Origin of the sequence: Cytobacillus sp. FSL W7-1323, from assembly GCF_038595015.1 — a bacterium.
Taxonomy (GTDB): domain Bacteria; phylum Bacillota; class Bacilli; order Bacillales; family Cytobacillaceae; genus Cytobacillus; species Cytobacillus kochii.
Window position 1 is genome coordinate 3,604,532 of the sequence record NZ_CP151998.1, and the last position, 12,694, is coordinate 3,617,225.

At 42.9% G+C, this 12,694-nt stretch carries 6 protein-coding genes, 22 tRNA genes and 3 rRNA genes; 4 read left to right on the forward strand and 27 right to left on the reverse strand.

The features are described 5' to 3' along the window. Positions 1-78 precede the first annotated feature (78 nt). The 25 genes from MKX67_RS18085 to MKX67_RS18205 form a co-directional block, all read right to left on the reverse strand. Positions 79-150 (reverse strand) — tRNA-Glu (locus MKX67_RS18085). A 3-nt stretch (positions 151-153) separates the two neighbouring features. After that, a tRNA-Ser gene (locus MKX67_RS18090) sits at positions 154-244 on the reverse strand. A gap of 3 nt (positions 245-247) precedes the next feature. Then, positions 248-322, reverse strand: a tRNA-Asn gene (locus MKX67_RS18095). Positions 323-332: 10 nt separating this feature from the next. Beyond that, positions 333-409 (reverse strand) — tRNA-Ile (locus MKX67_RS18100). Between the two features lie 7 nt (positions 410-416). After that, positions 417-487, reverse strand: a tRNA-Gly gene (locus tag MKX67_RS18105). Between the two features lie 2 nt (positions 488-489). Next, a tRNA-His gene (locus MKX67_RS18110) sits at positions 490-565 on the reverse strand. A 9-nt stretch (positions 566-574) separates the two neighbouring features. After that, positions 575-647, reverse strand: a tRNA-Phe gene (locus MKX67_RS18115). A gap of 19 nt (positions 648-666) precedes the next feature. Then, positions 667-743, reverse strand: a tRNA-Asp gene (locus MKX67_RS18120). A 3-nt stretch (positions 744-746) separates the two neighbouring features. Then, positions 747-820 (reverse strand) — tRNA-Met (locus MKX67_RS18125). Between the two features lie 13 nt (positions 821-833). Next, positions 834-926: transfer RNA gene (locus MKX67_RS18130), tRNA-Ser, on the reverse strand. Between the two features lie 6 nt (positions 927-932). Continuing rightward, positions 933-1,009, reverse strand: a tRNA-Ile gene (locus tag MKX67_RS18135). Positions 1,010-1,022: 13 nt separating this feature from the next. Next, positions 1,023-1,099 (reverse strand) — tRNA-Met (locus tag MKX67_RS18140). Between the two features lie 25 nt (positions 1,100-1,124). Beyond that, positions 1,125-1,200 (reverse strand) — tRNA-Ala (locus tag MKX67_RS18145). Positions 1,201-1,223: 23 nt separating this feature from the next. After that, a tRNA-Pro gene (locus MKX67_RS18150) sits at positions 1,224-1,300 on the reverse strand. Positions 1,301-1,308: 8 nt separating this feature from the next. After that, positions 1,309-1,382, reverse strand: a tRNA-Arg gene (locus MKX67_RS18155). A 16-nt stretch (positions 1,383-1,398) separates the two neighbouring features. Next, positions 1,399-1,487, reverse strand: a tRNA-Leu gene (locus MKX67_RS18160). Positions 1,488-1,493: 6 nt separating this feature from the next. After that, positions 1,494-1,568: transfer RNA gene (locus MKX67_RS18165), tRNA-Gly, on the reverse strand. A gap of 19 nt (positions 1,569-1,587) precedes the next feature. Next, a tRNA-Leu gene (locus tag MKX67_RS18170) sits at positions 1,588-1,672 on the reverse strand. Positions 1,673-1,689: 17 nt separating this feature from the next. Further along, positions 1,690-1,765: transfer RNA gene (locus MKX67_RS18175), tRNA-Lys, on the reverse strand. Between the two features lie 14 nt (positions 1,766-1,779). Beyond that, positions 1,780-1,855, reverse strand: a tRNA-Thr gene (locus tag MKX67_RS18180). A 16-nt stretch (positions 1,856-1,871) separates the two neighbouring features. Further along, positions 1,872-1,947 (reverse strand) — tRNA-Val (locus MKX67_RS18185). Between the two features lie 9 nt (positions 1,948-1,956). Then, positions 1,957-2,074: ribosomal RNA gene (rrf, locus tag MKX67_RS18190) — 5S ribosomal RNA — on the reverse strand. Between the two features lie 311 nt (positions 2,075-2,385). Beyond that, positions 2,386-5,318: ribosomal RNA gene (locus MKX67_RS18195) — 23S ribosomal RNA — on the reverse strand. 218 nt (positions 5,319-5,536) lie between these two features. Then, positions 5,537-7,085, reverse strand: a 16S ribosomal RNA gene (locus MKX67_RS18200). The 16S, 23S and 5S rRNA genes sit together here with 21 tRNA genes alongside, the layout of an rRNA operon. 797 nt (positions 7,086-7,882) lie before the next feature. Next, positions 7,883-8,758, reverse strand: a complete 876-nt coding sequence (locus MKX67_RS18205) for a DMT family transporter (protein WP_342488518.1) — start codon at positions 8,756-8,758, stop codon at positions 7,883-7,885. Positions 8,759-8,884: 126 nt separating this feature from the next. On the opposite strand from MKX67_RS18205, the gene MKX67_RS18210 reads away from it, so the two are divergent. The 4 genes from MKX67_RS18210 (at position 8,885) to MKX67_RS18225 (ending at position 12,119) form a co-directional block, all read left to right on the forward strand. Continuing rightward, positions 8,885-9,580, forward strand: a complete 696-nt coding sequence (locus tag MKX67_RS18210; RefSeq protein WP_095372133.1) for an MgtC/SapB family protein — start codon at positions 8,885-8,887, stop codon at positions 9,578-9,580. A 61-nt stretch (positions 9,581-9,641) separates the two neighbouring features. Continuing rightward, positions 9,642-9,714, forward strand: a tRNA-Ala gene (locus MKX67_RS18215). 372 nt (positions 9,715-10,086) lie between these two features. Then, positions 10,087-10,950, forward strand: a complete 864-nt coding sequence (locus MKX67_RS18220) for a DNA-processing protein DprA (protein ID WP_342488519.1) — start codon at positions 10,087-10,089, stop codon at positions 10,948-10,950. 23 nt (positions 10,951-10,973) lie between these two features. Then, positions 10,974-12,119: a phosphoribosyltransferase gene (locus MKX67_RS18225; protein WP_342488520.1), complete on the forward strand. Its 1,146-nt coding sequence runs from the start codon at positions 10,974-10,976 to the stop codon at positions 12,117-12,119. A gap of 88 nt (positions 12,120-12,207) precedes the next feature. Here the strand turns inward: MKX67_RS18225 and MKX67_RS18230 are convergent, their stop codons facing one another. Further along, on the reverse strand, positions 12,208-12,432 hold the full coding sequence (locus MKX67_RS18230) for a transcriptional regulator (RefSeq protein WP_342488521.1): 225 nt from the start codon (positions 12,430-12,432) through the stop codon (positions 12,208-12,210). Continuing rightward, positions 12,425-12,649, reverse strand: coding sequence for a hypothetical protein (locus MKX67_RS18235; RefSeq protein WP_342488522.1), 225 nt, complete (start codon positions 12,647-12,649; stop codon positions 12,425-12,427). The genes MKX67_RS18230 and MKX67_RS18235 overlap by 8 nt, the downstream gene beginning before the upstream one ends. Positions 12,650-12,694 lie beyond the last annotated feature (45 nt).

A 12,694-nucleotide genomic window follows, 5' to 3' on the forward strand; every position in this document is an offset into this window, starting at 1 on the left:
GACAGATAATATAACATCCAAAAAGTGTTAGCCACATAAAAAAGAAGCTGTCAACTTATGTTGACAGCTTCTTTTTTATGACCCCTACGGGATTCGAACCCGTGTTACCGCCGTGAAAGGGCGGTGTCTTAACCGCTTGACCAAGGGGCCAACTGGCGGAGAAGGAGGGATTTGAACCCTCGCGCCGGTTGCCCGACCTACACCCTTAGCAGGGGCGCCTCTTCAGCCACTTGAGTACTTCTCCATATGGCTCCGCAGGTAGGATTCGAACCTACGACCGTTCGGTTAACAGCCGAATGCTCTACCACTGAGCTACTGCGGAATAATATAAATGGTGGGCCTAAATGGACTCGAACCATCGACCTCACGCTTATCAGGCGTGCGCTCTAACCAGCTGAGCTATAGGCCCCTATTTAAGCGGGTGAAGGGAATCGAACCCTCATCATCAGCTTGGAAGGCTGAGGTTTTACCACTAAACTACACCCGCAATGGGGCGGCTGATGGGAATCGAACCCACGAATGTCGGAACCACAATCCGATGCGTTAACCACTTCGCCACAACCGCCATAAAAGATGGCTCAGGACGGAATCGAACCGCCGACACAAGGATTTTCAGTCCTTTGCTCTACCGACTGAGCTACTGAGCCAAAATAATAAATATGTAAATGGCGGTCCGGACGGGACTCGAACCCGCGACCTCCTGCGTGACAGGCAGGCATTCTAACCAACTGAACTACCGGACCAGATTGCGGGGGCAGGATTTGAACCTGCGACCTTCGGGTTATGAGCCCGACGAGCTACCGGACTGCTCCACCCCGCGATAATAATATGAATGGCGGAGGAAGAGGGATTCGAACCCCCGCGGGCTTTAACACCCCTGTCGGTTTTCAAGACCGATCCCTTCAGCCAGACTTGGGTATTCCTCCGAATAATGGTGGACCTTGTAGGACTCGAACCTACGACCGGACGGTTATGAGCCGTCTGCTCTAACCAGCTGAGCTAAAGGTCCATCATTCTATCTATGGTAGCGGCGGAGGGGATCGAACCCCCGACCTCACGGGTATGAACCGTACGCTCTAGCCAGCTGAGCTACACCGCCATAGAATATATTGTATAAAATTAATTGGTGGAGCCTAGCGGGATCGAACCGCTGACCTCCTGCGTGCAAAGCAGGCGCTCTCCCAGCTGAGCTAAGGCCCCTAAAAATATATATGTATATCTAGTGGTCGGGAAGACAGGATTCGAACCTGCGACCCCTTGGTCCCAAACCAAGTGCTCTACCAAGCTGAGCTACTTCCCGATACAAAACGCGCCCGAGAGGAGTCGAACCCCTAACCTTTTGATCCGTAGTCAAACGCTCTATCCAATTGAGCTACGGGCGCTTAATTTTAAAAAGAATGGTGCCGAGGACCGGAATCGAACCGGTACGGTAGTCACCTACCGCAGGATTTTAAGTCCTGTGCGTCTGCCAGTTCCGCCACCCCGGCACATATTGGAGCGGAAGACGGGATTCGAACCCGCGACCCTCACCTTGGCAAGGTGATGTTCTACCACTGAACTACTTCCGCAAATATTTAAAATGAAAAATGGTGCGGGTGAAGGGAGTCGAACCCCCACGCCTTGCGGCGCCAGATCCTAAGTCTGGTGCGTCTGCCAATTCCGCCACACCCGCATATTAAAATGATCAAATGGTGAGCCATGAAGGACTCGAACCTTCGACCCTCTGATTAAAAGTCAGATGCTCTACCAACTGAGCTAATGGCTCGTACAAAGCACGAGTGGTGCCGGCCAGAGGACTTGAACCCCCAACCTACTGATTACAAGTCAGTTGCTCTACCAATTGAGCTAGGCCGGCAAATACACACAAAAAATGGTGGAGGATGACGGGATCGAACCGCCGACCCTCTGCTTGTAAGGCAGATGCTCTCCCAGCTGAGCTAATCCTCCAATATGTATGCCCGGCAACGTCCTACTCTCACAAGGGGACAGCCCCTAACTACCATCGGCGCTTTAGAAGCTTAACTTCCGTGTTCGGTATGGGAACGGGTGTGACCTTCTCGCTATCGCCACCGGACTTTTTAAAGACATATATTATTATAACGTCTTTAATAAAATTTTCAAGAGAAATTTTAAATCATTCTCTAAAAACTAGGTAATGTTGAAGAAGATATTTATGAGTAATCGCCTATGCGTTGCTGATGCGACTACTTACGTAGTGCTGTCTAGCTGCGGCGGCTTGGAGCCGCCCGCATTTCGTATTGTCCAGCTACAGCGCCTAGGTGCTCGAGGTCATAAGTCAAATTTGTCATGAGGTTAAAGAACAACCTCCTGTCAAATCTGTCTTATGCTTGTCGCACCTGTGCAAGGCGCTTTCGCTTTTCGTTTTTGGTTAAGTCCTCGATCGATTAGTATTAGTCAGCTACATGTGTCGCCACACTTCCACCTCTAACCTATCAACCTGATCATCTTTCAGGGATCTTACTAGCTTGCGCTATGGGAAATCTCATCTCGAGGGGGGCTTCATGCTTAGATGCTTTCAGCACTTATCCCTTCCGCACATAGCTACCCAGCGATGCCTTTGGCAAGACAACTGGTACACCAGCGGTGCGTCCATCCCGGTCCTCTCGTACTAAGGACAGCTCCTCTCAAATTTCCTGCGCCCACGACGGATAGGGACCGAACTGTCTCACGACGTTCTGAACCCAGCTCGCGTACCGCTTTAATGGGCGAACAGCCCAACCCTTGGGACCGACTACAGCCCCAGGATGCGATGAGCCGACATCGAGGTGCCAAACCTCCCCGTCGATGTGGACTCTTGGGGGAGATAAGCCTGTTATCCCCGGGGTAGCTTTTATCCGTTGAGCGATGGCCCTTCCATGCGGAACCACCGGATCACTAAGCCCGACTTTCGTCCCTGCTCGACTTGTAGGTCTCGCAGTCAAGCTCCCTTGTGCCTTTACACTCTACGAATGATTTCCAACCATTCTGAGGGAACCTTTGGGCGCCTCCGTTACTCTTTAGGAGGCGACCGCCCCAGTCAAACTGCCCACCTGACACTGTCTCCCATCCCGATAAGGGATGTGGGTTAGAATTTCAATACAGCCAGGGTAGTATCCCACCGACGCCTCCACCGAAGCTAGCGCTCCGGCTTCTAAGGCTCCTACCTATCCTGTACAAGCTGTACCAAAATTCAATATCAGGCTACAGTAAAGCTCCACGGGGTCTTTCCGTCCTGTCGCGGGTAACCTGCATCTTCACAGGTACTATAATTTCACCGAGTCTCTCGTTGAGACAGTGCCCAGATCGTTACGCCTTTCGTGCGGGTCGGAACTTACCCGACAAGGAATTTCGCTACCTTAGGACCGTTATAGTTACGGCCGCCGTTTACTGGGGCTTCGATTCAAAGCTTCGCGTGAGCTAACCTCTCCTCTTAACCTTCCAGCACCGGGCAGGCGTCAGCCCCTATACTTCGCCTTGCGGCTTCGCAGAGACCTGTGTTTTTGCTAAACAGTCGCCTGGGCCTATTCACTGCGGCTCATCAAGGCTTTAACACCCTAATGAGCACCCCTTCTCCCGAAGTTACGGGGTCATTTTGCCGAGTTCCTTAACGAGAGTTCTCTCGCTCACCTTAGGATTCTCTCCTCGCCTACCTGTGTCGGTTTGCGGTACGGGCACCTTATTCCTCGCTAGAGGCTTTTCTTGGCAGTGTGGAATCAAGAACTTCGGTACTAAATTTCCCTCGCTATCACAGCTCAAGGTATGTGACCATGGGATTTGCCTCATGGTCCCTCTAACTGCTTAGACGCACATCCAATAGTGCGCTTACCCTATCCTCCTGCGTCCCCCCATCACTCAAACAGAATACGGTGGTACAGGAATATCAACCTGTTGTCCATCGCCTACGCTTTTCAGCCTCGGCTTAGGTCCCGACTAACCCTGAGCGGACGAGCCTTCCTCAGGAAACCTTAGGCATTCGGTGGATGGGATTCTCACCCATCTTTCGCTACTCATACCGGCATTCTCACTTCTAAGCGCTCCACCAGTCCTTACGGTCTAGCTTCAACGCCCTTAGAACGCTCTCCTACCACTGAACATCAACGATGTTCAATCCACAGCTTCGGTGATACGTTTAGCCCCGGTACATTTTCGGCGCGGAGTCACTCGACCAGTGAGCTATTACGCACTCTTTAAATGGTGGCTGCTTCTAAGCCAACATCCTGGTTGTCTAAGCAACTCCACATCCTTTTCCACTTAACGTATACTTTGGGACCTTAGCTGGTGGTCTGGGCTGTTTCCCTCTTGACTACGGATCTTATCACTCGCAGTCTGACTCCCATGGATAAATCTTTGGCATTCGGAGTTTGTCTGAATTCGGTAACCCGATGAGGGCCCCTAGTCCAAACAGTGCTCTACCTCCAAGATTCTTACGCATGAGGCTAGCCCTAAAGCTATTTCGGAGAGAACCAGCTATCTCCAAGTTCGATTGGAATTTCTCCGCTACCCACACCTCATCCCCGCACTTTTCAACGTACGTGGGTTCGGGCCTCCATCCAGTGTTACCTGGACTTCACCCTGGACATGGGTAGATCACCTGGTTTCGGGTCTACGACCACATACTCATTCGCCCTATTCAGACTCGCTTTCGCTACGGCTCCGTCTGTCCAACTTAACCTCGCATGTAATCGTAACTCGCCGGTTCATTCTACAAAAGGCACGCTATCACCCATTAACGGGCTCTAACTACTTGTAGGCACACGGTTTCAGGATCTCTTTCACTCCCCTTCCGGGGTGCTTTTCACCTTTCCCTCACGGTACTGGTTCACTATCGGTCACTAGGGAGTATTTAGCCTTGGGAGATGGTCCTCCCTGCTTCCGACGGGATTTCTCGTGTCCCGCCGTACTCAGGATCCACTCTGGAGGGAACGAAGTTTCAACTACAGGGCTTTTACCTCCTATGGCGGGCCTTTCCAGACCTCTTCGTCTATCTCGTTCCTTTGTAACTCCGTATAGAATGTCCTACAACCCCAAGAGGCAAGCCTCTTGGTTTGGGCTAATCCCGTTTCGCTCGCCGCTACTCAGGGAATCGCGTTTGCTTTCTCTTCCTCCGGGTACTTAGATGTTTCAGTTCCCCGGGTCTGCCTTCCATACCCTATGTATTCAGGTATGGATCCTATCCCATAACGGATAGGGGGTTTCCCCATTCGGAAATCTCCGGATCAAAGCTTACTTACAGCTCCCCGAAGCATATCGGTGTTAGTCCCGTCCTTCATCGGCTCCTAGTGCCAAGGCATTCACCGTGCGCCCTTATTAACTTAACCATATGTTTGGGTTACTTTCGCTTCCCTCACGGTTGTGTGTTTTAAAAAAGTTTAGTATCTCTACTCTATTATATAGAGAGAAAATAACTAAGGTGGCGATTACTTGGTAATCTTCTTCATTACATTATCTAGTTTTCAAAGAACGATTGAATTGAGAGATTATACTCTCAAAACTGAACGAACAGTCTAACATCAAGTCAATTCCGTATATTCCTTAGAAAGGAGGTGATCCAGCCGCACCTTCCGATACGGCTACCTTGTTACGACTTCACCCCAATCATCTGTCCCACCTTAGGCGGCTGGCTCCAAAAGGTTACCCCACCGACTTCGGGTGTTACAAACTCTCGTGGTGTGACGGGCGGTGTGTACAAGGCCCGGGAACGTATTCACCGCGGCATGCTGATCCGCGATTACTAGCGATTCCGGCTTCATGTAGGCGAGTTGCAGCCTACAATCCGAACTGAGAATGGTTTTATGGGATTGGCTAAACCTCGCGGTCTTGCAGCCCTTTGTACCATCCATTGTAGCACGTGTGTAGCCCAGGTCATAAGGGGCATGATGATTTGACGTCATCCCCACCTTCCTCCGGTTTGTCACCGGCAGTCACCTTAGAGTGCCCAACTAAATGCTGGCAACTAAGATCAAGGGTTGCGCTCGTTGCGGGACTTAACCCAACATCTCACGACACGAGCTGACGACAACCATGCACCACCTGTCACTCTGTCCCCCGAAGGGGAAAGTCCTATCTCTAGGATTGTCAGAGGATGTCAAGACCTGGTAAGGTTCTTCGCGTTGCTTCGAATTAAACCACATGCTCCACCGCTTGTGCGGGCCCCCGTCAATTCCTTTGAGTTTCAACCTTGCGGTCGTACTCCCCAGGCGGAGTGCTTAATGCGTTTGCTGCAGCACTAAAGGGCGGAAACCCTCTAACACTTAGCACTCATCGTTTACGGCGTGGACTACCAGGGTATCTAATCCTGTTTGCTCCCCACGCTTTCGCGCCTCAGCGTCAGTTACAGACCAGAAAGTCGCCTTCGCCACTGGTGTTCCTCCAAATCTCTACGCATTTCACCGCTACACTTGGAATTCCACTTTCCTCTTCTGCACTCAAGTTCCCCAGTTTCCAATGACCCTCCACGGTTGAGCCGTGGGCTTTCACATCAGACTTAAGGAACCGCCTGCGCGCGCTTTACGCCCAATAATTCCGGACAACGCTTGCCACCTACGTATTACCGCGGCTGCTGGCACGTAGTTAGCCGTGGCTTTCTGGTTAGGTACCGTCAAGGTACCGGCAGTTACTCCGATACTTGTTCTTCCCTAACAACAGAGTTTTACGATCCGAAAACCTTCATCACTCACGCGGCGTTGCTCCGTCAGACTTTCGTCCATTGCGGAAGATTCCCTACTGCTGCCTCCCGTAGGAGTCTGGGCCGTGTCTCAGTCCCAGTGTGGCCGATCACCCTCTCAGGTCGGCTACGCATCGTCGCCTTGGTGAGCCGTTACCTCACCAACTAGCTAATGCGCCGCGGGCCCATCTGTAAGTGATAGCAGAACCATCTTTCAATCTAATTATATGTATAAATAGATATTATCCGGTATTAGCCCCGGTTTCCCGGAGTTATCCCAGTCTTACAGGCAGGTTGCCCACGTGTTACTCACCCGTCCGCCGCTAATCTTTGGGAGCAAGCTCCCTCAGATTCGCTCGACTTGCATGTATTAGGCACGCCGCCAGCGTTCGTCCTGAGCCAGGATCAAACTCTCCAATAAAGTGTTTGATTAGCTCATTTGCACCTATGGTGCTTTGTTGCTGATAAATCAGCTTTTTAGAATTACGCTTGACGTTTTATGTTCGTTCAGTTTTCAAAGAACAATCTCGTTCGCTTCAAAAGCGACTTTATTATCATAACATCCCGTCTTCATCACGTCAACCATTTTTTTAAAATAATTTAAGTGATTAAATTAGTAAATTTTTCTTTTATCGGGAACAAAAATAACTATATCATGATTAAAAAGTGTTTGCAATATAATTTTAAAAGTTTTAATCAAGTTTTTCATATTTTTATTAAGTATCGTAACTATCATATAGTTAAGCGTTTCCATTAATTGATAACCACAAGAAACTATTAATTATCTTTTGCTTTACTTATATATAGATACTCTTCAGATACTCTTCAATCATTCTTCCCTTCTTCTAAGCTCCCGTCTTAACTCAATAAGTAATCTCTCTTTCTCTTCATCCTTATCATAAATATTTGTCATAAAGTTGAGAATGGGTCATATAATCTACTAATCTCATTCTATTATATATGAAAGGTGTGAATAGAGCTGGAAGATGTAGCACTATACGTATCAGTAATTATGGCCCTTTTTTTATTTTCATTCGCTTATGTGGAAGGTATTCGCATCGCTAATTCACCAGGTAAAGTTTATGGAGGAACTTTCATCTTCACCGTAACAGCAGCATTTATTTTTAGTAGATTATCCTATTTATTTATATAAAAAAGGTGAGCTCATTCTTGGCTCACCTTTTGCTTCATTTTCTAAACTTGATCTTCATTATTTGCCTATAATCGTTTCTTTCTTCTCCTTCTTTCATCTATTAAAAAGGAAGATAGCCCTACTATAACAAATAGCCCACCAAAAATTTGTGACCAAGCTATTCTTTCTTGTAGTACAAAATAAGCTAAAATGGCTGCACCCACAGGTTCAAACAAAGTAGCCATCGAAATAACAGAAGTACTTAAATACTTTACAGACCAATTAAATAATGTATGGCCTAATAATGTTGGAAAAAGTGCTAAGAGAATTAAAAAAATCCAGTCATTTACTTGATAAGGATACAAAGGTTGTTTGTTAAGCATGACATAGATAAAAAGTGTCAATGTGCTAATACTGTATACAATAAATGTATAAGTAATCAGGGATACTCTTTGACGGACGGTCTGCCCAAACAGTAAATACCCTGTTACTAACCCACAGGCGATGAGTGCTAACAAATCTCCATAGAGCGCCTTTTCACTTAGTAGAAAATCACCCCAGCTAATAATGATACAACCGCCTATCGCAGTTATAGTTGACAAAATGGATTTCCAAGAAGTTTTTTCTTTAAAGAAGAGATAAGTACCTATAAATGCAAAAATCGGTTGTAAGGCAACTAACACAGTCGAGCTAGCAACCGATGTGTATTGAAGAGACTCAAACCATAAAATAAAATGGAAAGCTAAAAAAATACCCGCAATGATAGAAAACAGCCAATCCTTGCTTGTAATATGACGAATTTCATGAACATATTTTAAAAGAAAGATTGGCACCATAAGCACGACTGAAAAAAGTAGACGATAAAAAGCAATAATACCAGGGGGAGCTGAAATCAACTTTACAAAAATGGCTGAAGTTGAAACTGAAACAACTCCTATAGCTAATACAAAAAGCGGATTCATCTTCACTACCCCATGCTATCACCTTGTCTCTATATATTGATATTTAGGTATAGACTATTTTACACCTTAAACCTATAGTAAAGGTAACTTATTTAAAATTTATTAAATGATAAAGCAGGCGATATTATGTACGGATTAGAAATGGATGTCCTAATGAAGTTAGGGATTTCAGCTGTGCTTGGTCTTATTATAGGACTAGAAAGAGAACTAAAACGTAAACCAGTTGGCTTAAAAACAAGCCTAGTCATTTCAATCGTTAGCTGTCTTCTCACTATTGTGTCAATAGAATCAGCATACATATTTCCAGGTAATGACGATATTAATATTACAATGGATCCTTTACGTTTAGCAGCTCAAATTGTATCAGGAATTGGCTTTCTTGGTGCAGGGGTCATATTGAGGAGAGGGAATGATAGTATTTCCGGCCTTACAACCGCCGCCTTAATTTGGGGCGCAGCTGGAATTGGTATCGCTGTTGGAGCTGGATATTATATGGAGGCTGTTGCAGGCGTCGTATTACTTATTATTTCAGTTGAAGTTGTTCCCTACTTATTAGGGCTTATTGGCCCAAGACAACTACGAGAAAAAGAGATTACGATGAAAATGGCAGTTGAAACGAAGGAACAGATCACGACTATTATTCATACCATTAAAGAGCAGCAAGCGGCTATTCGCAGGATGAGAATTAAAGATACTGAAGAGGGCTACCCACAAGTTTATTTAACTATTGCAGTTGATTATCGTAAAAAAACAACTGACTTTTATCATACAATTTCTCAAGTGCCGGGAGTAAAGTCGATGGAAATAGAAAGCTTGCACTAATTTTTTATTTTTGACTATTGAAAAATATTCATTCTCCCGCTATAATTTCAATATATCTAGCGGGGGATTAGCTCAGCTGGGAGAGCGCATCGCTGGCAGCGATGAGGTCAGGGGTTCGAGCCCCCTATTCTCCATACCAAGAAGCCTTGATTTATCAGGGCTTCTTTTATTTTTGTCTTATCTAAAATGGTTGTTAAAAATATGCCTGTGGCCGAATTGTTGCCGAAAGTTGTTTTTTCAGCATTTTTCAAGTTTTAAATTGCACTCCCGACCTGCTTAAGAACATTCAAAATTAATTCCACATTATTCAACAAACGCGGCAGGTTCTTTAAAATTTTGTATTTGTAATTTGAAACTTTTAATTTTACATTACGTATAAATATAATCTACATCTGAGAGTTATGTTAAAATGGTACATATTTTATTGATTTAAGACTGTTAGATGTCCTTAAGAAATTTCGAATACCTGGATCAAGAGAAGTATTTTAAATAGAGGAGTTTTTAAAATGAAAAAGAAACTTATATTCATTTTATATGATTTAGGTATATCTTTGTCAGCTTTAAGTACCATTTATCGATTTGTAAATGTAGATGAAATTGAAAGAGTTCTCACGGGTGATTACTTAGAATTGCAATTTGATAAGCAACTTTTTACTGAAAAGGATTTATCATTATTATCCTCTTCTGAGGCTATTAACAATAGTCGAAGAAAAATTGAATCTCTTTTAGAAAACTTTAAACAAGAGGGGATTGAATATTTCATATATTATGAAAAAGAATATCCAACCTTATTAAAGGAAATACCATCTCCTCCTTTCTTATTATTTATGAAAGGTAATAGGCAATTATTTGAGGAAAAGTATATTTGTTCAATAGTTGGTACTAGAACACCCAGTCCTCCAACGATAAATTTGATTGAAAAATATGTTTCTGAAATGGTAGATCATAATTTCATAACAGTTAGTGGTTTAGCTCTAGGAACAGACATACAGGTTCACCTTTCTACTTTAGAAAACAAGGGTAAAACAATAGCAGTTTTACCTGGGCCTATAAGTTCTATTATTCCAAAATCCCATACTAAGCACGCAACTGAGATTTTAAAAAATCATGGTTTATTAATTAGTGAGTACTATAAGGATGAACCAAATAAGAAGACTAACTATGTTAACAGAAATAGAATAATATCTGGTATTAGTAATGCTGTAATTATAACAGAATGTAAAGCAAGTAGTGGTACTATGCATACCGCTCGTTTTGCTTATGTTCAAAACAAACCACTATATTGCTTCGATAACAACTCATCAGGTGTTTTAAAAATACTTAATAATAGCTCTGCAAAATTATATAAGGGAATAAGTAATATAAAATAATTGAAAAATGAGGCGTTTACTGAATGGGAAAAGTTGTTGCTTTAACTCGGTTAACCATATTTGACGAAGATTTTAAAATGTATACTGGCATTCAAGATATGATTAATACTTTACACAGTGAAGGTCATCAATTTGTATTTATATCGCATGACTTAGTAGCTTTGAATGAGGCTAAAGAAGTTTTTAAAAACATGTTTGAGTTCAAGATAATTTGTACATTTCGTTATAAATTGAAAGATTCGATAGATGATTCCAATGTTAAGAATATAATTTTGGTCGGAAGCAGTAATGAGGATTTAATACTGGCTGCTAATAAAAAAGTACTAATAATTAATCCTGGGTGGAGCGTCAAACAGGACGAAAAACCAGCCAGATATGGTATAACCTTATCAAATCCAGAAAAATTAACGGAAGCTGTAAGATTAATAGAGAATCAATCTAGTTGGTATTATAAATTACAAGTAGATAAATCAACCCAAGTATTAGCATTAACTTCTGCAAATACTAAAAATTACTCTGTAACAAGTGAAGAAAAAGAAATCTTAGAAGGCTTCTCAAACCTTCTGAAACAAGGAGATCGCAAATATTTTAACAGTTTATACTTCCATTTGATTTCTGGAGTTATGAAAGACTCTGATTTAAGAAACGTAGACATTTGGGGTGTCTTCCCTACTTCAAATGGTGATAACAACAACGAAATAGAAGAAATAAAAGAAAGATGTAGATATTTGACGGGTAAACGGAATAACAAACCAATTTTCATCAGACATACGGTTGTTGATAAAAGTCATTACACACACCATGATAATCGGCTAAAAATTGGTTGTTCTAAACATTTTAATTCTATAATGTTAAACCCATTTTATACAAAAAAAATCAAAGGAAAAACAATTTGTATCATTGACGATTTTTTAACAAATGGTATCTCTTTTGAAACAGCCCGAAATCTTTTATTAAATGCTGGCGCAGCAAAAGTTATATTATTAGCCTTAGGTCGCTTTAGACGAGGTTCCCATGGCATTTATCAAAAAGAGGAATACACTATCACCGGAAATGTATATACAAAGGAATATGACTTCGAAATAACTTCACGAGAAAACTGTATTGGTGAATACAACGAAGACGCACGGGATGAAGTACGTAATATTTATCAAATAATTTATAATTAATTCAAAGCATTTAAGTAGTAATCAGCTACTTAAATGCTTTTTCTTTCTTTTAATTTATCTTTGTTTCTTAGCTAGACTAAACTATATATTAAAATAAAAAATGCTGAATTCTCAAGGTAATCGATTGCCCTTCTTCCCAGCTGACATATCCCTTTTCATTCAATTTATTTAAATAGCCACTTATAGTTGAAGATGAAGCAAGCCCCAATATAGCTCCTAATTCTCTAAATGATGGTTGATAATTATTAACCTCTAAATAATAAATTACTGCATCTAATGCTTCTCTCTGTCTCTTAGTTAATTTATTATGCATTCCTGACCCCTCTTTGTCTCTTAGGTTTGGCTACTGATAATACGCCATCAATGTTAAATGTCCTCATCTGTTGCTTTTGCAAGTCAAAAACCAATACATTATCTAAATTAATCTTCCTAACGATTATCAATCTATATGAAATGTCTCCAGAATTATTTAAATAAATTAATTCAATTGGCTTACGCCCTTCAAATGAGTATTTAAACAAATGATTCATTATTATCAGCTCCTTAAACATAATTTTACGGGAACATTTGTTCTA

What these genes read in the sequence shown, in the direction of transcription:
- MKX67_RS18205 (WP_342488518.1), bottom strand. Translation starts at nt 8,758, where the DNA reads ATGAATCCGCTTTTTGTATTAGCTATAGGAGTTGTTTCAGTTTCAACT.
- MKX67_RS18210 (WP_095372133.1), top strand. Translation starts at nt 8,885, where the DNA reads ATGTACGGATTAGAAATGGATGTCCTAATGAAGTTAGGGATTTCAGCT.
- MKX67_RS18220 (WP_342488519.1), top strand. Translation starts at nt 10,087, where the DNA reads ATGAAAAAGAAACTTATATTCATTTTATATGATTTAGGTATATCTTTG.
- MKX67_RS18225 (WP_342488520.1), top strand. Translation starts at nt 10,974, where the DNA reads ATGGGAAAAGTTGTTGCTTTAACTCGGTTAACCATATTTGACGAAGAT.
- MKX67_RS18230 (WP_342488521.1), bottom strand. Translation starts at nt 12,432, where the DNA reads ATGCATAATAAATTAACTAAGAGACAGAGAGAAGCATTAGATGCAGTA.
- MKX67_RS18235 (WP_342488522.1), bottom strand. Translation starts at nt 12,649, where the DNA reads ATGAATCATTTGTTTAAATACTCATTTGAAGGGCGTAAGCCAATTGAA.